The organism is Streptomyces xanthophaeus, assembly GCF_030440515.1.
Lineage (GTDB): Bacteria > Actinomycetota > Actinomycetes > Streptomycetales > Streptomycetaceae > Streptomyces > Streptomyces kutzneri.
The window spans coordinates 3,437,842-3,453,951 of record NZ_CP076543.1; the positions used below are offsets into that span (position 1 = coordinate 3,437,842).

The 16,110-nt window shown below is 66.7% G+C and carries 25 protein-coding genes; all 25 read right to left on the reverse strand.

The window, feature by feature from the left end; genetic code table 11:
* Positions 1-219: 219 nt before the first annotated feature.
* A complete protein-coding gene (locus KO717_RS14815; RefSeq protein WP_301367606.1) occupies positions 220-1,530 on the reverse strand; it encodes a glycosyltransferase family 87 protein in 1,311 nt (436 codons plus the stop codon).
* Positions 1,531-1,599: 69 nt separating this feature from the next.
* Complete coding sequence (locus KO717_RS14820; protein ID WP_030725917.1) at positions 1,600-3,228, reverse strand: ABC-F family ATP-binding cassette domain-containing protein; 1,629 nt, start codon at positions 3,226-3,228, stop codon at positions 1,600-1,602.
* A gap of 56 nt (positions 3,229-3,284) precedes the next feature.
* Complete coding sequence (gene truA, locus KO717_RS14825) at positions 3,285-4,136, reverse strand: tRNA pseudouridine(38-40) synthase TruA (RefSeq protein ID WP_301367608.1); 852 nt, start codon at positions 4,134-4,136, stop codon at positions 3,285-3,287.
* A gap of 110 nt (positions 4,137-4,246) precedes the next feature.
* Positions 4,247-4,708, reverse strand: a complete 462-nt coding sequence (rplQ, locus tag KO717_RS14830) for a 50S ribosomal protein L17 (protein ID WP_030008477.1) — start codon at positions 4,706-4,708, stop codon at positions 4,247-4,249.
* A gap of 141 nt (positions 4,709-4,849) precedes the next feature.
* Positions 4,850-5,872, reverse strand: a complete 1,023-nt coding sequence (locus KO717_RS14835; RefSeq protein WP_007265920.1) for a DNA-directed RNA polymerase subunit alpha — start codon at positions 5,870-5,872, stop codon at positions 4,850-4,852.
* A 206-nt stretch (positions 5,873-6,078) separates the two neighbouring features.
* A complete protein-coding gene (gene rpsK, locus KO717_RS14840) occupies positions 6,079-6,483 on the reverse strand; it encodes a 30S ribosomal protein S11 (RefSeq protein ID WP_003956432.1) in 405 nt (134 codons plus the stop codon).
* A gap of 54 nt (positions 6,484-6,537) precedes the next feature.
* Positions 6,538-6,918 (reverse strand): 30S ribosomal protein S13, encoded by a 381-nt coding sequence (gene rpsM, locus KO717_RS14845; protein ID WP_007265919.1) that lies wholly within the window; start codon positions 6,916-6,918, stop codon positions 6,538-6,540.
* Between the two features lie 200 nt (positions 6,919-7,118).
* Positions 7,119-7,232: a 50S ribosomal protein L36 gene (gene rpmJ, locus KO717_RS14850; protein WP_003956441.1), complete on the reverse strand. Its 114-nt coding sequence runs from the start codon at positions 7,230-7,232 to the stop codon at positions 7,119-7,121.
* A gap of 73 nt (positions 7,233-7,305) precedes the next feature.
* Positions 7,306-7,527, reverse strand: a complete 222-nt coding sequence (gene infA, locus KO717_RS14855) for a translation initiation factor IF-1 (RefSeq protein WP_003956442.1) — start codon at positions 7,525-7,527, stop codon at positions 7,306-7,308.
* 138 nt (positions 7,528-7,665) lie between these two features.
* Positions 7,666-8,517, reverse strand: coding sequence for a type I methionyl aminopeptidase (gene map, locus KO717_RS14860; RefSeq protein WP_301367802.1), 852 nt, complete (start codon positions 8,515-8,517; stop codon positions 7,666-7,668).
* A gap of 103 nt (positions 8,518-8,620) precedes the next feature.
* The gene (locus tag KO717_RS14865; protein ID WP_301367804.1) at positions 8,621-9,268 is read right to left on the reverse strand and encodes an adenylate kinase; all 648 of its coding nucleotides are present in this window, start codon (positions 9,266-9,268) and stop codon (positions 8,621-8,623) included.
* A complete protein-coding gene (secY, locus tag KO717_RS14870) occupies positions 9,268-10,581 on the reverse strand; it encodes a preprotein translocase subunit SecY (RefSeq protein WP_301367805.1) in 1,314 nt (437 codons plus the stop codon). Before secY ends, KO717_RS14865 begins: the two co-directional genes overlap by 1 nt.
* A gap of 187 nt (positions 10,582-10,768) precedes the next feature.
* Positions 10,769-11,224, reverse strand: coding sequence for a 50S ribosomal protein L15 (gene rplO / locus KO717_RS14875; protein ID WP_030008473.1), 456 nt, complete (start codon positions 11,222-11,224; stop codon positions 10,769-10,771).
* A gap of 1 nt (position 11,225) precedes the next feature.
* Positions 11,226-11,408 carry a 50S ribosomal protein L30 gene (rpmD, locus tag KO717_RS14880; protein WP_005313525.1) on the reverse strand — a complete coding sequence of 61 codons (183 nt, stop codon included), beginning with the start codon at positions 11,406-11,408 and terminating at the stop codon, positions 11,226-11,228.
* On the reverse strand, positions 11,408-12,010 hold the full coding sequence (gene rpsE / locus KO717_RS14885) for a 30S ribosomal protein S5 (RefSeq protein WP_030388857.1): 603 nt from the start codon (positions 12,008-12,010) through the stop codon (positions 11,408-11,410). Before rpsE ends, rpmD begins: the two co-directional genes overlap by 1 nt.
* Before the next feature lie 45 nt (positions 12,011-12,055).
* Entirely contained in the window at positions 12,056-12,439 is a 384-nt protein-coding gene (gene rplR, locus KO717_RS14890; protein WP_030008471.1) for a 50S ribosomal protein L18, read from the reverse strand.
* A 2-nt stretch (positions 12,440-12,441) separates the two neighbouring features.
* Entirely contained in the window at positions 12,442-12,981 is a 540-nt protein-coding gene (gene rplF, locus KO717_RS14895; protein WP_030008470.1) for a 50S ribosomal protein L6, read from the reverse strand.
* A gap of 20 nt (positions 12,982-13,001) precedes the next feature.
* Positions 13,002-13,400, reverse strand: coding sequence for a 30S ribosomal protein S8 (gene rpsH / locus KO717_RS14900; RefSeq protein ID WP_007265911.1), 399 nt, complete (start codon positions 13,398-13,400; stop codon positions 13,002-13,004).
* Positions 13,401-13,622: 222 nt separating this feature from the next.
* Positions 13,623-13,808 (reverse strand): type Z 30S ribosomal protein S14, encoded by a 186-nt coding sequence (locus KO717_RS14905; RefSeq protein WP_003956452.1) that lies wholly within the window; start codon positions 13,806-13,808, stop codon positions 13,623-13,625.
* Positions 13,809-13,813: 5 nt separating this feature from the next.
* Positions 13,814-14,365, reverse strand: coding sequence for a 50S ribosomal protein L5 (rplE, locus tag KO717_RS14910; protein WP_301367833.1), 552 nt, complete (start codon positions 14,363-14,365; stop codon positions 13,814-13,816).
* Entirely contained in the window at positions 14,365-14,676 is a 312-nt protein-coding gene (rplX, locus tag KO717_RS14915; protein ID WP_030008468.1) for a 50S ribosomal protein L24, read from the reverse strand. The genes rplE and rplX overlap by 1 nt, the downstream gene beginning before the upstream one ends.
* Positions 14,677-14,678: 2 nt before the next feature.
* A complete protein-coding gene (gene rplN, locus KO717_RS14920) occupies positions 14,679-15,047 on the reverse strand; it encodes a 50S ribosomal protein L14 (protein ID WP_008739701.1) in 369 nt (122 codons plus the stop codon).
* A gap of 137 nt (positions 15,048-15,184) precedes the next feature.
* Positions 15,185-15,466: a 30S ribosomal protein S17 gene (gene rpsQ, locus KO717_RS14925; RefSeq protein WP_030008467.1), complete on the reverse strand. Its 282-nt coding sequence runs from the start codon at positions 15,464-15,466 to the stop codon at positions 15,185-15,187.
* Complete coding sequence (gene rpmC / locus KO717_RS14930; protein WP_008739703.1) at positions 15,466-15,690, reverse strand: 50S ribosomal protein L29; 225 nt, start codon at positions 15,688-15,690, stop codon at positions 15,466-15,468. Before rpmC ends, rpsQ begins: the two co-directional genes overlap by 1 nt.
* Positions 15,690-16,109, reverse strand: a complete 420-nt coding sequence (rplP, locus tag KO717_RS14935) for a 50S ribosomal protein L16 (RefSeq protein ID WP_008739704.1) — start codon at positions 16,107-16,109, stop codon at positions 15,690-15,692. The genes rpmC and rplP overlap by 1 nt, the downstream gene beginning before the upstream one ends.
* Position 16,110: the final 1 nt, after the last annotated feature.

Here is a 16,110-nt window from a genome sequence, read left to right on the forward strand (position 1 = left end):
GCTTCTTCAGTGGTGGTATCCCAAGGGCGTAAGCCCCACGGGAAGGTCCTGACAGGGTCACCACGGACGATCACGACAGCCCTCGTTCACAACGGGGACGCAACCCGCGCGAACTGCTGGTCATCGGTCCGGTGGACCGGCGCAAGGCCCTTTCACGTGAGAATGAGAAAGCCAATACGCATAACAAACCAGCAGGATACCCAAGCAGACCCGTACGGGTCAAAACGCGGTCCGCGATGCCGATTCTGCTGACGTCGCGGCGCACTCCGGTTCGGTCCTGGGTGGGGACCCCGCAGTTGTTACGGGCTCCAGAGTAACCCGCCCGGAGCGCAGTGCACGACGCGCCAGCACGATCACGAGTCCGCAGAGCGTGGCGCAGTCCTTGAAGGCGCGCCGTTTGGCCTCCAGCTCGGACGGCCACGGGATGCCCGCCACCTGGGGCCCCAACGCCGCCCAGAACCAGGGCGAACGCGCCGCCGCGTCCGTCCGCACCACCGACGCCAACAGCAGCGGCAGGACCACCAGCAGGTAGTGGTCGAAGGACGGCCGCGACACCAGGAATGCGGCGAGCATCACCATGCAGGCGGTCTCCACCAGGCGCAGCTCGCCCCCGTCGGTGTCCTCCCGCCGCCACCGCACCCAGGCCGCCCACAGGCCCGCGCCGGCCCCCGCGAAGGCCACCAGCACCGCCAGCGGCACCGGCACCCCCAGCCGCGGCAGCACGGCGATCGGCGAGGCGTCCCACGGCAGCGCGTACGAGTCCTGTCCCTGGAGCAGGAAGGGCAGGGTCTTGGTGAAGAACAGCGACGGGCTCGGCATCACCAGCGCACCGGCCAGCGAGAACCCCAGCGGCACCAGCACGGCCGCGGCCAGCCCGCGCCACCGCCGGGCGACCAGGAAGAGCAGCCCAAGAGGCACGAGCATCGGCTTGCACGCGATCGCGAGCCCCACCACCAGACCGGCCGACCCCCACGAGCGCCGCTGCGCGAGCAGCAGCGCCACCGGCAGGGCGGCCGCCGAGATGGCGGTCCAGTTGCCGATCAGCACGAGGTTGACGTACGGCTTGCAGGCGAGGGCGAACACAGTGAAGCCGCCGACCGCGAAGCGCGAGCGCAGCGGCACCGCGAATATCCGCAGCGCGGCCAGCCAGCCGGCGCCCAGCAGCCCCGACATCCCGATCGGCAGCAGCCAGCGCAGCACCTCACGCGGCAGCAGCGCCTCGGGAACCGCCATGATCACGGCACTGGGCAGGTAGAGGAAGCGCTTGTCCTCGTACGGGGACCCGCCCGCCAGCAGCGTCTCCGCGGCCTTGACCACGAACGCGTTGTCGGAGCCCCAGTTCGCCCGCAGGCTCGTGGAGACGGCGATCCCGAGGAGCACCGCGAGGGAGACCACCTGCCAGGACCGGGCGGCCGGCTGCAGCAGCCAGTCGATCAGCCGGTTCCCGGATCCCCCGCCCCCCGTGTCCCCGTCCCCGGCGCCCCCGACCCCGGCATCCCGGGTCCTGACGGCCTGGTTCTCCCACTTCATCAGCCAGATGCTAGGCCGCAGCCCCACGACGCCTGCCCCTCACTCGACCGAGGGGGCCACGGTCTCCCCCTAGCGCTTGCGTTCGACTCTACGTTCGTCCCAGACGGGTTCCTGAGTCTCCCGCACAACACCGTCCGAACCGAAGACCAGGTAACGGTCAAATGTGCGCGCGAACCACCGGTCGTGCGTGACGCACAGCACAGTGCCGTCGTACGCCTCCAGTCCGTCCTGCAGGGCCTCCGCCGACTCCAGGTCCAGGTTGTCCGTCGGCTCGTCCAGCAGCAGCGCCGTGGTGCCCGCCAGCTCCAGCAGCAGGATCTGGAAGCGCGCCTGCTGCCCGCCCGAGAGCTTCTCGAACGGCTGGTCGCCCTGGCGCTCCAGCTCGTACCGGCGCAGGGCGCCCATCGCCTGCCCCAGGGGCTTCGCCGCCTCCGTCCACAGGATGTCGACGAGGGTCCGCCCGAAGAGCTCCGGGTGGGCGTGGGTCTGCGCGAAGTGGCCGGGAACCACCCGCGCGCCCAGCTTCCACGTGCCCGTGTGCTTGACGTCCTCGCCCGCCATCAGGCGCAGGAAGTGCGACTTGCCCGAGCCGTTCGAGCCGAGGACCGCGACCCGCTCCCCGTAGAAGACCTCCAGGGAGAAGGGCTTCATCAGGCCGGTCAGCTCCAGGTTCTCGACGGTCAGGGCGCGCACGCCCGTCCGCCCGCCCTTGAGCCGCATCCGGATGTCCTGCTCCCGCGGCGGCTCCGGCGGCGGGCCGGCCTCCTCGAACTTCTGGAAGCGGGTCTGCATCGCCCGGTACCGCGAGGCCATGTCGGGGCTGCTCGCGGCCTGGTTGCGCAGCCGCAGCACCAGCGCCTTCAGCCGCGCGTGCTCCTCGTCCCAGCGCCGCTTGAGCTCCTCGAAGCGCGCGAAGCGCTCCTTGCGGGCGTCGTGGTACGTGGCGAAGCCGGCGCCGTGCACCCAGACGTCGGAGCCCGTCGGGCTCGCCTCCAGGCTGATGATCTTCTCGGCGGCCTGCGTCAGCAGCTCCCGGTCGTGGGAGACGAAGAGCACCGTCTTGCGGGTGGCCTTCAGCTGCTCCTCCAGCCAGCGCTTGCCGGGGACGTCCAGATAGTTGTCCGGCTCGTCGAGGAGCAGCACCTCGTCGGGCCCGCGCAGCAGCGCCTCCAGCACGAGGCGCTTCTGCTCACCGCCCGACAGCGTGCGCACCTCGCGGAACTGCGCGGTGTCGTACGGGATCGCCAGCGCGGCCATGGTGCAGACGTCCCACAGCGTCTCCGCCTCGTACCCCTGGACGTCCGCCCAGTCGCTCAGCGCCTGCGCGTAGGCCATCTGGGCGGCCTCGTCGTCCACGGTCAGGATCAGCTGCTCGGCGCGGTCCACCGCCTTGGCGGCTTCACGGATGCGCGGCTGGGCCACCGAGACCAGCAGGTCCCGTACGGTCGTCTCGTCCCGCACCGAGCCCACGAACTGCGACATCACGCCGAGGCCGCCGGAGACGGTGATCCCGCCGCCGTGCGGCTGGAGCTCGCCGGAGATCATCTTCAGCAGGGTGGTCTTGCCGGCCCCGTTCGCCCCGACGAGCGCGGCGACCGACCCCTCCCCCACGCGGAAGGAGACGTCAGGGAGCAGTACCCGCCCGTCGGGAAGGTAGTACTCCAGGTGGCTGGCTTCGAGATGTCCCATGCCGGGCATTGTCCCGGTCCGGCGCCGATCCGCCCAAACGGATTAGCCGGACGCGTACGGGGCCTTCAGCAGCAGCCGGCGCCCGGCAGGGTCCGCATGTTGCGCGCTTCCTTGCTGCGGGCGGCCAGCAGCTCGTCCGCCGGGTAGCCGACCTCCTCCAGGGTCAGACCGTGCGGCTTGACCACGTGCACCGAAGAGTCCCGTACGGCGGCCGCCAGCACCTTGCCGGGCCAGTCGGTGGGCCGGTGCCCGTCGCCGACGTGCAGCAGGGCTCCCACCAGCGAGCGCACCATGTTGTGGCAGAAGGCGTCGGCGCGGACGGTCGCGGTGATGATCCCGTCCTCGGCGCGCTCCCAGCTGAGCTGCTGGAGGGTACGGATGGTCGTGGCGCCCTCGCGCTTCTTGCAGTACGCGGCGAAGTCGTGCTCGCCGAGCAGCGGGGCGGCGGCCTCGTTCATGGCGTCCACGTCGAGCGGCCACTGGTGCCAGAGCACGTGCCCGCGGCGCAGCGGGTCGACGCCGCCCTGGTGGTCGCCGACGCGGTAGGCGTAGCGGCGCCAGACGGCCGAGAAACGCGCGTTGAAGCCCTCGGGGGCCTCGGCCACCTTCCACACCCGTACGTCGTGCGGCAGCCGGCCCGCGAGCCGGCGCAGCAGCTTGTCGTGGTGCTCGGCCCACACCTCCTCGGCGAGGTCGAACTGGGCGACCTGCCCGCGGGCGTGCACGCCCGCGTCGGTCCGCCCCGCCACGGTCAGCTCGACCGGCTCGGACAGCCGCATCACGGTCTGCAGGGCCGACTCCAGCTCGCCCTGGACGGTCCGCAGCACGCGCTGCTTCGCCCAGCCGGAGAAGTCCTTGCCGTCGTAGCTCAGGTCCAGCCGCACCCGGACGTGCCCGGGCTCCACCTCGTCACTCACGTGACCGATCCTCTCAGAAAGCCGATACCGCCAGGCAAAAGCAGAACGGGCCCGCCCCGGAAGGGGGCGGGCCCGTTCAGAGCCGTTCAAGCAAGCGTGATCCCGGGGGATCAGGCCTCCTTGGTCTCCTCGGCGGGGGTCTCGACAGCCTCCGCCTCCTTGACCGCGCGCTTGGTGGCGGCCTCGGCCTCACCGGTGGCCTGCTGGGCGACCGTGAGGGCCTCGACCAGCTCGATCACGGCCATCGGGGCGTTGTCGCCACGACGGTTGCCGATCTTGGTGATGCGCGTGTAACCACCGGGGCGGTTCTCGTAGCGCGGGGCGATCTCGGTGAACAGCGTGTGCACGATGCTCTTGTCCGTGATCGTCTGCAGCACCAGGCGACGGTTGTGGATGTCGCCCTTCTTGGCCTTGGTGACCAGACGCTCGGCGTAGGGACGCAGGCGACGGGCCTTGGCCTCGGTGGTGGTGATGCGGCCGTGCTCGAAGAGCGACTTCGCGAGGTTCGCGAGGAGGTGCTTCTCGTGCGCGGCGGAACCGCCCAGACGGGCACCCTTTGCGGGACGCGGCATGGTGTAACTCCTTCATATCTGCACCGGCCGTGTCAGGTACCGGTGTCAGTTCCCCCGAGGCGGATGCCGCGGGAAAGTTTTCGGTTCAAACCCGGCCGGCGACCCAGGCCAAAGGCCTCAGCCGCCGGCGGCGGGGGTGAATCAGTACTGCTCGGTCTCGACGAAACCGGCGTCCGCGTCGTCGTCGGCGCCGAAGGCGTCGGCGGCGGCGGTCGGGTCGAATCCGGGCGGGCTGTCCTTGAGCGCCAGGCCCATGCCGGCCAGCTTCGCCTTGACCTCGTCGATCGACTTCGCACCGAAGTTGCGGATGTCGAGCAGGTCGGCCTCGGAGCGGGCGACGAGCTCACCCACGGAGTGGATGCCCTCGCGCTTGAGGCAGTTGTACGAGCGGACCGTGAGCTCGAGCTCCTCGATCGGCAGCGCCAGGTCGGCGGCCAGGGCCGCGTCCGTCGGCGAGGGGCCCATGTCGATGCCCTCGGCGTCGATGTTGAGCTCGCGCGCCAGACCGAACAGCTCGACCAGGGTCTTACCGGCGGACGCCATGGCGTCACGCGGGCGCATGGCCTGCTTGGTCTCGACGTCGACGATCAGCTTGTCGAAGTCGGTGCGCTGCTCGACTCGGGTCGCCTCGACCTTGTAGGTGACCTTGAGGACCGGGCTGTAGATGGAGTCGACCGGGATACGGCCGATCTCCTGGCCCAGCTGCTTGTTCTGGACGGCGGAGACGTAGCCGCGACCGCGCTCGACGGTCAGCTCCATCTCCAGCTTGCCCTTGCCGTTGAGCGTGGCGAGGACCAGGTCCGGGTTGTGCACCTCGACACCGGCCGGGGGCGCGATGTCAGCAGCGGTGACCAGGCCGGGACCCTGCTTGCGCAGGTACATCACGACCGGCTCGTCGTGCTCCGAGGAGACGACCAGCTGCTTGATGTTGAGGATGATGTCGGTGACGTCTTCCTTGACGCCCGGCACGGTGGTGAACTCGTGCAGGACGCCGTCCACGCGGATGCTGGTGACAGCGGCACCCGGGATGGAGGACAGGAGGGTACGGCGCAGGGAGTTGCCGAGGGTGTAGCCGAAGCCCGGCTCCAGCGGCTCGATCACGAACCGCGAGCGGTACTCGTCGACGACCTCTTCGGTCAGCGAAGGACGCTGAGCGATAAGCATGTCTGTGTTCCTTCATTCGTGGACGCCCACTATTTGACGCCCGACGGGATGCCGTACCGGGGGTACGGCTACTGCAAGGGTACGGGCGGTACGTCCCCCGAAGGGGTCGTACCGCCCGGACACTCAAGAACGCACAGGTGCGTCCACTACGTCAGACGCGGCGGCGCGGATCATCCCCGCGGAAGCGGGGCGAACGCCGCCCCGGATCAGACGCGGCGGCGCTTCGGCGGGCGGCAGCCGTTGTGCGGGGTGGGGGTGACGTCCTGGATCGAGCCGACCTCGAGGCCGGTGGCCTGGAGGGAGCGGATCGCGGTCTCGCGGCCGGAGCCCGGACCCTTGACGAAGACGTCAACCTTGCGCATGCCGTGCTCCTGCGCGCGGCGGGCGGCCGACTCGGCGGCCATCTGCGCGGCGAAGGGGGTGGACTTGCGCGAGCCCTTGAAGCCGACGTGGCCGGCGGAGGCCCAGGAGATCACGTTGCCCGAGGGGTCGGTGATCGAAACGATGGTGTTGTTGAACGTGCTCTTGATGTGGGCGTGCCCGTGAGCGACGTTCTTCTTTTCCTTGCGGCGCACCTTCTTGGCAGCGCCCTGACGACCCTTGGGGGGCATCTAAATCTCCTACGGGAGGTGGTCGGTCCTACAGCGCAAGACCGCTGAACAGGACTACTTCTTGCCCGGCTTCTTCTTACCGGCGATCGCGCGACGCGGGCCCTTGCGGGTACGCGCGTTGGTGCTGGTGCGCTGACCGTGCACCGGGAGGCCGCGACGGTGGCGGATACCCTGGTAGCACTGGATCTCGATCTTGCGGCGGATGTCGCCCTGGATCTCGCGGCGGAGGTCACCCTCGGTACGGAGGTTGGCGTCCACGTACTCGCGGATCTTGACGAGGTCCTCTTCGGCCAGGTCACGAACGCGGGTGTTCGGGTTCACGCCGGTGGAGGCGAGGATCTCCTTGGACCGGGTGCGCCCGATACCGAAGACGTAGGTGAGTGCGATCTCCACGCGCTTTTCGCGCGGGATGTCAACACCGGAAACGCGTGCCATTCAATGGCTCCTGTGTGTTCGGGGGTCTTCAGCAGAACCGACCCCGACCGCCGACCACCCCGAAGTGGAGTGATGGTACGCCCGGGTCCCCGGCCCCCGCCGGAGGTACCGCCGGCCCGTGCAGGGCTGGGCGGGTTCTGCGTATGTACGTTTTCTTACGTCGCGCGAAGAACTGCGGAAGGCAGGTCGGTCGGCGTGCGTCAGCCCTGGCGCTGCTTGTGGCGCAGGTTGTCGCAGATGACCATGACCCGGCCGTGACGGCGGATCACCTTGCACTTGTCGCAGATCTTCTTGACGCTCGGCTTGACCTTCATGTTGGTGAGGTTCTCCGGGTCAGTGCCACCACCCGCACCGGGACGGATGCCCAGGCAGGAGTGAGAGCAAGATCTACTTGTATCGGTAGACGATCCGGCCACGCGTCAGGTCGTACGGAGACAGCTCCACAACGACCCGGTCATCGGGGAGGATGCGGATGTAGTGCATGCGCATCTTGCCGCTGATGTGCGCGAGGACCTTGTGACCGTTCTGGAGTTCCACCTTGAACATCGCGTTCGGGAGGGACTCGATCACGGTGCCCTCGATTTCGATGGCACCTTGCTTCTTGGCCACGCTTCGCCTTTCGAATCGGCTACCTTGATCAGCTCCGTGCGCCATGCAGGCATGGAAGTGCACGAGAGCCGACGAGTCAGTCTACGTCAGGGCACCCAGAAAGACGAATCCGGAAAGTTTGCCCCAGAGTCTAGATCATTAACCGAGGGGGTCCGGAGCCGTGGTGACTCCGTACTCCGCCAGCTTCGCCTTTCCACAGTCCGGGCTGGTCAGGACGATGGGCCCGGCCTCCGTCAGCGCGATGGAGTGCTCCCAGTGCGAGGACCAGGTGCCGTCCGTCGTGATGACCGTCCAGTCGTCCGAAAGGACCTCCGTCTGGGCGGTGCCCAGGGAGACCATGGGCTCGATCGCCAGGCAGAGGCCCGGAACCAGCTTGATCCCCTTGCCCCGCTTGCGCGAGACGTAGTTCAGCAGGTGGGGGTCCATGTGCATCTCGGACCCGATGCCGTGGCCGCCGTAGTCCTCGATGATCCCGAACTTGCCGAGGCTGTGCTCACCGGTGGAGGGACGGGGCTGGCGCTTGATGTACGTCTCGATCGCCTTGGAGATGTCCACGAGGCGGTTGCCGAGCTTCATGGCGGCGATGCCGGCCCACATGGACTCCTCGGTCACCCGGGACAGCTCCAGGAGCTCAGGGGCGTGCCCGGTGCCCACGAAGGCGGTGTACGCGGCGTCGCCGTGCCAGCCGTCCACGATCGCGCCCGCGTCGATCGAGATGATGTCGCCGTCCTTGAGGACGGTCTTGTCGTCCGGGATGCCGTGGACGACGACCTCGTTCACCGAGGTGCAGATGGTCGCGGGGAAGCCGCCGTAGCCGAGGAAGTTCGACTTGGCGCCGGCGTCCTCGATGACCTTGCGGGCCACCATGTCCAGATCCCGCGTCGTGGCGCCGGGTACGGCCGCCTCACGGGTCGCAGCGTGGATCGCCGCGACGACCAGCCCTGCCTCGCGCATCTTCGCGATCTGCTCGGGGGTCTTGATCTGGACCATGGGAAATGCCTTCCACCTTCGGATCTGCGTTGTTCAGGTCTTCTCAACAGTACGGCCGCGATGTCCTGGGGACACCGCGGCCGTACCTGCGCACAGAGGGTTACTACTTCTTGAGGGCGTCCATCGCGCGCTTCGTGACGTCCGCGACCTCACCGAGGGCCGGGATGGTCACCAGCAGGCCCTGGGCCTTGTAGTAGTCGATGATCGGCTCGGTCTGCGTGTGGTAGACCTCCAGCCGGTTACGGACCGTGGCCTCGGAGTCGTCGCCGCGCTGGTACAGCTCGCCGCCGCAGGTGTCACAGACACCCTCGGCCTTCGCCGGGGCGTACGTCACGTGGAAGACGTGCGAGGAGTCGTTGCGGCAGATCCGCCGGCCGGCGATCCGCTTGACGACCTCGTCCTCCTCGACCTCCAGGTCGAGGACGGCGTCGAGCTTCATGCCCTCGGCCTGGAGCATCACGTCGAGCGCCTCGGCCTGCGAGACGTTGCGCGGGAATCCGTCGAGCAGGAAGCCGTTCACGGCGTCCGGCTGTTCCATACGGTCCTTCGCCATGCCGATGGTCACCTCGTCGGGAACCAGGTCGCCGGCGTCCATGTACGCCTTCGCCTGCTTGCCCAGGTCGGTGCCCTGGCTGATGTTGGCCCGGAACAGGTCGCCCGTGGAGATGTGCGGAATCGACAGGTTCTTGGCAAGGAACGCGGCCTGCGTTCCCTTGCCCGCACCGGGCGGTCCAACGAGGACGATTCGCATCAGCGGAGGAACCCTTCGTAATTACGCTGCTGGAGCTGGCTCTCGATCTGCTTCACGGTTTCCAGACCCACACCCACGATGATCAGGATGCTCGTCCCGCCGAACGGGAAGTTCTGGTTCGCTCCGAAGCCGGCCAACGCCATCGTCGGCACAAGAGCGATGAGACCCAGGTACAGCGACCCCGGCCAGGTGATCCGGTTGAGTACGTAGCTGAGGTACTCGGCGGTGGGCCGACCGGCGCGGATGCCCGGGATGAACCCACCATACTTCTTCATGTTGTCTGCAACTTCCTCGGGGTTGAACGAGATCGCCACGTAGAAGAACGCGAAGAAAACGATCAGGAGGAAGTAGGCCGCGATGTAGTACGGGTGGTCGCCCTTGACGAAGTGCTTCTGGATCCAGGTGGCCCAGCCTGCCTGGGACCCGCTGAACTGCACGACCAGCGCCGGGATGTAGAGCAGCGACGAGGCGAAGATGACGGGGATGATGCCCGCCTGGTTCACCTTGAGCGGGATGTAGGTCGAGGTACCGCCGTACGCACGGCGGCCGATCATGCGCTTCGCGTACTGGACCGGGATCCGGCGCTGCGCCTGCTCGACGAAGACCACGAGGCACACCATCGCGAGGCCGACCAGGATGACCACGCCGAACTCGACCCAGCCGTCCGCGATCTTGCCCTGGAGCTTGATCTGCCAGAGGGCGCCGATGAAGCCGGCGGCGATCGAGATGAACATGAGGATCGACATACCGTTGCCGATGCCGCGGTCGGTGATGAGCTCACCGAGCCACATGACGACGCAGGTACCGGCGGTCATGGTGACGACCATGACGACCGTGGTGAAGATCGAGCGGTCGGGAACGATCTCGCTGGCGGCCTGGCAGCCCTTGAACAGGGCACCGGTGCGGGCCGTGGCGACGAGGCCCGTGCCCTGCAGGATCGCGAGCGCGACCGTCAGATAGCGCGTGTACTGAGTGATCTTCGCCGTGCCGGACTGTCCCTCTTTTTTGAGGGTCTCCAGCTTCGGGATGACCACGGTCAGCAGCTGCAGAATGATGCTCGCCGTGATGTAGGGCATGATGCCGAGCGCGAAGATCGTGATCTGCAGCAGCGCACCGCCGCTGAACATGTTGACCAGGCCGAACAGCCCATTGCTGCTGCCTGCCTGCTCCACACAGATCTGAACGTTCTTGTAGCTCACGCCGGGTACCGGGACGTGGGACCCGAGCCGGAACAGCACGATGATGCCGAGCGTGAAGAGCAGCTTCTTGCGCAGGTCGGGCGTCTTGAACGCCCGGGCGAACGCGGTGAGCACGGTGCCTCCTGCGACCCCCGCGCTACTGCGTCAGAGGTGACGGTCTGAGGGATCGACGAATACGACAAAGCAAAGGTGCACGCCACCTTACCGGCGAGTGTGCCTTCCGTGGAACGACCGACCGGGGATGCCCCATATGTGAGGCATCCCCGGTCGGGTTTCGAGCTATTCAGCCACTGAAATCGTCTTAGACGAGCTCGGTGACGGTGCCGCCGGCAGCGGCAATCTTCTCCTTGGCGGAGGCGGAGACGGCGTCAACCGAAACCTGCAGCGCCACGGAGATCTCGCCCTGGCCCAGGACCTTGACGAGGCTGTTCTTGCGAACCGCGCCCTTGGCGACCAGGTCGGCCACCGTGACTTCTCCACCCTCGGGGTAGAGAGCGCCGAGCTTGTCCAGGTTGACAACCTGGAACTCGGTGCGGAACGGGTTCTTGAAGCCCTTGAGCTTCGGCAGGCGCATGTGGAGGGGCATCTGCCCACCCTCGAAGCGCTGCGGGATCTGGTAGCGGGCCTTCTGGCCCTTCGTACCACGACCGGCCGTCTTACCCTTCGACGCCTCACCACGACCGACACGGGTCTTCGCGGTCTTGGCGCCGGGGGCGGGACGGAGGTTGTGGGCCTTCAGCGGGCTGTTCTCAGCCATGTTAGTCAACCTCCTCAACCGTCACGAGGTGGCGGACGGTGTGCACCATTCCGCGGAACTCGGGGCGGTCCTCCTTGACGACCACGTCGTTCAGGCGCTTGAGCCCGAGCGAACGCAGAGTGTCGCGGTGGTTCTGCTTGCTGCCGATGTACGACTTCGTCTGCGTGATCTTGAGGCGAGCCATTACGCACCCGCCCCAGCACGTGCACGAAGCAGAGCCGCGGGGGCGACGTCCTCGAGGGGCAGACCACGGCGAGCCGCGATCTCCTCGGGACGCTGCAGGCCCTGGAGGGCCGCCACGGTCGCGTGCACGATGTTGATCGCGTTGTCGGAGCCCAGGGACTTCGACAGGATGTCGTGAACGCCGGCGCACTCCAGAACGGCGCGCACCGGGCCACCGGCGATAACACCGGTACCGGGGGAAGCAGGCTTCAGCAGGACGACGCCCGCAGCCTTCTCGCCCTGGATCGGGTGAGGGATGGTGCCCTGGATGCGCGGAACCTTGAAGAAGTTCTTCTTGGCTTCCTCGACACCCTTGGCGATGGCCGCGGGAACTTCCTTGGCCTTGCCGTAACCGACACCTACAGTGCCGTCACCGTCGCCCACCACGACCAGCGCGGTGAAGCTGAAGCGGCGACCACCCTTGACAACCTTGGCGACGCGGTTGATCGCGACAACGCGCTCAACGTAAGCGGTCTTCTCGGCGGCAGGGCCACCGTCGCGACCCTTCCGGTCCCGCCGCTCGCCGCCACCGGCACCGCTTCCGCGGCGCTGGGGTCCAGCCATTGGATTACCTCTCTCTGTTACGTCCGTGAGTCCCGGAACCGGGGCTTAGAACTTCAGCCCGGCTTCGCGGGCGGCGTCAGCCAGAGCGGCAATGCGCCCGGCGTATCGGTTGCCACCGCGGTCGAACACGACGGTCTCGACACCCGCAGCCTTGGCACGCTCGGCGACGAGCGCGCCGACAGCCTGGGCCTGCGAGCTCTTGTCGCCTTCGCCACCACGGATCGAAGCGTCCAGGGTCGACGCCGACGCCAGGGTGTGACCCTGGAGGTCGTCGATGACCTGAGCAACGATGTTGCGGTTCGAACGCGTCACGACGAGGCGCGGACGCTCCGCCGTACCCGAGACGTTCTTGCGGATGCGGATGTGGCGGCGAGCCTTGGCAGCGCGCTTGTACGCGTCGCCCTTGGCGATCTTCACACCGTATGCCATGGCTACTTACCAGCCTTTCCGACCTTGCGGCGGATGACTTCGCCGGCGTACTTGACACCCTTGGCCTTGTACGGGTCGGGCTTCCGCAGCTTGCGGATGTTGGCGGCGACCTCGCCGACCTTCTGCTTGTCGATGCCCTCGACCGTGAACTTGGTCGGCGACTCAACCTTGAAGGAGATGCCCTCGGGCGCCTCCACCAGGATCGGGTGGCTGTAACCCAGCTGGAACTCCAGGTTGGAGCCCTTCGCCAGGACACGGTAACCGACACCGCTGATCTCGAGAGCCTTGACGTATCCCGTGGTCACACCGGTGATCATGTTCGCCACCAGCGTGCGGGACAGGCCGTGCAGGGCCTTGTTCTGACGCTCGTCGTTCGGACGGGTGACGTTCAGAACGCCGTCCTCGCCCTTCACGACGGCGATGGGAGCCTTAACGGTGTGGGAGAGGGAACCCTTGGGGCCCTTCACCGCGACCGTGCTGCCATCGATGGTGACGTCCACACCGGCGGGAACCTGGATGGGGAGCTTGCCGATTCGCGACATTGCTTTTCCTCCGTTCCCGACTACCAGACGTAGGCGAGGACTTCCCCACCTACGCCCTTCTTGCCTGCCTGCTGGCCGGTGAGCAGACCGTGCGACGTGGAGATGATCGCCACGCCCAGGCCGCCGAGCACCTTCGGCAGGTTGGTGGACTTCGCGTACACGCGCAGACCGGGCTTCGAGATCCGCTTGATGCCCGCGATGGAGCGCTCACGGTTCGGCCCGAACTTCAGCTCGAGGACGAGGTTCTTGCCGACCTCGGCGTCCTCGACCTTCCAGCCGGTGATGAAACCCTCCTGCTTGAGGATCTCTGCGATGTGCGACTTGATCTTGCTGTGCGGCATCACGACGGTGTCGTGGTACGCCGAGTTAGCGTTACGCAGACGGGTCAGCATGTCTGCGATCGGGTCAGTCATGGTCATGAAGTGGCCTTCGGCCTCTCTCGCCGGGGTTTCCTGTATGCGCCATCCCTCTCCCCACTCAGTGGCGGGACGGGTGCGGTGCGGGGACCTACGGCGTAGTAAGTCGATAGGGCGGTGGACGCCCAACCCCACAAGCCTACGGCATGCGGTGCTGGGCACCCACCGACCAGATGCTTACCGAGAGTCTCTGGTACTTCCCAAGTCCTTACGGACGGAAGGGAATTACCAGGAGCTCTTGGTCACGCCCGGCAGCTCGCCACGGTGAGCCATCTCACGAAGGCACACGCGGCACAGGCCGAACTTGCGGTACACGGAGTGGGGGCGACCGCAGCGCTGGCAGCGGGTGTACGCACGCACACCGAACTTGGGCTTACGGGCAGCCTTCGCGATGAGAGCCTTCTTCGCCATCTCGCTTACGCCTCCTTGAAGGGGAAGCCGAGGTGACGAAGGAGGGCACGGCCCTCGTCGTCGTTGGTCGCCGTGGTGACCACGGTGATGTCCATACCCCGGGTACGGTCGATCTTGTCCTGGTCGATCTCGTGGAACATGACCTGCTCCGTGAGACCGAAGGTGTAGTTACCACGGCCGTCGAACTGCTTCGGCGACAGACCACGGAAGTCACGGATACGCGGCAGCGCGAGCGACAGCGTACGGTCCAGGAACTCCCACATGCGGTCACCACGGAGGGTGACGTGGCAGCCGATCGGCTGACCCTCGCGCAGCTTGAACTGCGCGATGGACTTGCGGGCCTTCGTGACGGCCGGCTTCTGACCGGTGATCGTCGTCAGGTCCTTGATGGCGCCGTCGATCAGCTTGGAGTCGCGGGCGGCGTCGCCCACACCCATGTTGACCACGATCTTCACGAGGCCGGGGATCTGCATGACGTTCTCGTAGGAGAACTCCTCACGCAGCTTGCCGGTGATGTCCTCGCGGTACTTCGTCTTGAGACGCGGAGTGGTAGCCATCAGATGTCCTCACCCGTCCGCTTGGCAACGCGGATCTTGTTGCCCTCGTCGTCGAAGCGGTAGCCGACGCGGGTGACGACCTTCTTGCCGTCCTTCTCCACAACCAGCTGAACGTTGCTGACGTGGACCGGGGCCTCGGTGATCACAATGCCACCGGCCTGGTTCTGCGCAGCCTTGGTGTGCTTCTTGACCCGGTTGACACCCTCGACGAGGACGCGGTTGTCGGCGGGGAAGGCGACGATGACCTTGCCCTGCTTGCCCTTGTCCTTACCGGTGATGACCTGAACCAGGTCGCCCTTCTTGATCTTCATGCTTACAGCACCTCCGGCGCGAGCGAGATGATCTTCATGAACTTCTTCTCGCGCAGCTCACGGCCCACCGGGCCGAAGATACGGGTGCCGCGAGGGTCGCCGTCGTTCTTCAGAATGACGGCGGCGTTCTCGTCGAAGCGGATGTACGAGCCGTCCTGGCGGCGACGCTCCTTGACGGTGCGAACGATGACCGCCTTGACGACGTCACCCTTCTTCACGTTGCCACCGGGGATCGCGTCCTTGACGGTGGCGACGATGACGTCACCGATGCCCGCGTAGCGGCGACCGGAACCACCGAGAACACGGATGCAAAGGATTTCCTTTGCACCAGTGTTGTCGGCGATACGCAGTCGCGACTCCTGCTGGATCACGTGTATCTCCTGTTTGTCTGCCGGTTCCCGGCGGGGGCTTCACTCCGGAGAGCGTCGCCCCCACCGAGCCTGGCGGAACGAATCTGAGGGAGACCCCTCAGACTGTGTCTGTTTGGAATTCGCTTGCGCGAATTGCCTTACTTGGCCTTCTCGAGGATCTCGACGATGCGCCAGCGCTTGCTCGCCGACAGCGGACGCGTCTCCATGATGAGGACGCGGTCGCCGACGCCGGCAGCGTTCTGCTCGTCGTGCGCCTTGAGCTTGTTCGTACGGCGGATGACCTTGCCGTACAGGGCGTGCTTGACGCGGTCCTCGACGGCGACGACGACGGTCTTGTCCATCTTGTCGCTGACGACCAGACCCTCACGGGTCTTGCGGAAGCCGCGCTCGGTCTTCTCAGTCACGTTGTTCTCGCTCATCAGGCGCTCTCCACCGTCTCGATACCGAGCTCACGCTCGTGCATCAGGGTGTAGATGCGAGCGATGTCCTTACGGACGGACTTGAGCCGGCCGTTGTTCTCCAGCTGACCCGTGGCCGCCTGGAAGCGGAGCTTGAACAGCTCCTCCTTGGCCTCGCGCAGCTTGCCAACGAGCTCCTCGTTGCCGAGCTCACGCAGCTCGGACGCCTTGGTTCCCGTCGCCATCACGACTCACCTGCCTCGCGCCGAACAATCCGGCACTTCATCGGAAGCTTGTGAGCAGCGCGGGTGAGCGCCTCACGAGCAATCTTCTCGTTCGGGTAGGACAGCTCGAACATGACCCGACCCGGGTGCACGTTGGCGATCCACCACTCGGGAGAACCCTTACCGGAACCCATGCGGGTTTCGGCCGGCTTCTTCGTCAGCGGGCGGTCCGGGTAGATGTTGATCCAGACCTTGCCGCCACGCTTGATGTGGCGGGTCATCGCAATACGAGCCGCCTCGATCTGGCGGTTCGTCACGTAAGCCGGGGTCAGCGCCTGGATGCCGTACTCGCCGAACGTGACCTCAGTACCGCCCTTGGCCATACCGCTGCGCTTCGGGTGGTGCTGCTTGCGGTGCTTGACCCTACGAGGGATCAGCATG

Bases quoted from the DNA above. Each gene is read 5' to 3' on its own strand.
- rplP (WP_008739704.1), bottom strand. From the start codon at position 16,109: ATGCTGATCCCTCGTAGGGTCAAGCACCGCAAGCAGCACCACCCGAAG.
- rplR (WP_030008471.1), bottom strand. From the start codon at position 12,439: ATGGCATACGGTGTGAAGATCGCCAAGGGCGACGCGTACAAGCGCGCT.
- KO717_RS14905 (WP_003956452.1), bottom strand. From the start codon at position 13,808: ATGGCGAAGAAGGCTCTCATCGCGAAGGCTGCCCGTAAGCCCAAGTTC.
- rpmD (WP_005313525.1), bottom strand. From the start codon at position 11,408: ATGGCTCGCCTCAAGATCACGCAGACGAAGTCGTACATCGGCAGCAAG.
- KO717_RS14835 (WP_007265920.1), bottom strand. From the start codon at position 5,872: ATGCTTATCGCTCAGCGTCCTTCGCTGACCGAAGAGGTCGTCGACGAG.
- rplO (WP_030008473.1), bottom strand. From the start codon at position 11,224: ATGGCTGAGAACAGCCCGCTGAAGGCCCACAACCTCCGTCCCGCCCCC.
- rpsE (WP_030388857.1), bottom strand. From the start codon at position 12,010: ATGGCTGGACCCCAGCGCCGCGGAAGCGGTGCCGGTGGCGGCGAGCGG.
- rpmC (WP_008739703.1), bottom strand. From the start codon at position 15,690: ATGGCGACGGGAACCAAGGCGTCCGAGCTGCGTGAGCTCGGCAACGAG.
- KO717_RS14820 (WP_030725917.1), bottom strand. From the start codon at position 3,228: ATGCCCGGCATGGGACATCTCGAAGCCAGCCACCTGGAGTACTACCTT.
- map (WP_301367802.1), bottom strand. From the start codon at position 8,517: ATGGTCCAGATCAAGACCCCCGAGCAGATCGCGAAGATGCGCGAGGCA.
- rpmJ (WP_003956441.1), bottom strand. From the start codon at position 7,232: ATGAAGGTCAAGCCGAGCGTCAAGAAGATCTGCGACAAGTGCAAGGTG.
- rplX (WP_030008468.1), bottom strand. From the start codon at position 14,676: ATGAAGATCAAGAAGGGCGACCTGGTTCAGGTCATCACCGGTAAGGAC.
- rpsK (WP_003956432.1), bottom strand. From the start codon at position 6,483: ATGCCCCCCAAGGGTCGTCAGGGCGCTGCCAAGAAGGTGCGCCGCAAG.
- KO717_RS14865 (WP_301367804.1), bottom strand. From the start codon at position 9,268: ATGCGAATCGTCCTCGTTGGACCGCCCGGTGCGGGCAAGGGAACGCAG.
- rpsQ (WP_030008467.1), bottom strand. From the start codon at position 15,466: ATGAGCGAGAACAACGTGACTGAGAAGACCGAGCGCGGCTTCCGCAAG.
- rpsH (WP_007265911.1), bottom strand. From the start codon at position 13,400: ATGACCATGACTGACCCGATCGCAGACATGCTGACCCGTCTGCGTAAC.
- rplQ (WP_030008477.1), bottom strand. From the start codon at position 4,708: ATGCCGCGTCCCGCAAAGGGTGCCCGTCTGGGCGGTTCCGCCGCGCAC.
- rplE (WP_301367833.1), bottom strand. From the start codon at position 14,365: ATGGCTACCACTCCGCGTCTCAAGACGAAGTACCGCGAGGACATCACC.
- rplF (WP_030008470.1), bottom strand. From the start codon at position 12,981: ATGTCGCGAATCGGCAAGCTCCCCATCCAGGTTCCCGCCGGTGTGGAC.
- KO717_RS14815 (WP_301367606.1), bottom strand. From the start codon at position 1,530: ATGAAGTGGGAGAACCAGGCCGTCAGGACCCGGGATGCCGGGGTCGGG.
- rpsM (WP_007265919.1), bottom strand. From the start codon at position 6,918: ATGGCACGCGTTTCCGGTGTTGACATCCCGCGCGAAAAGCGCGTGGAG.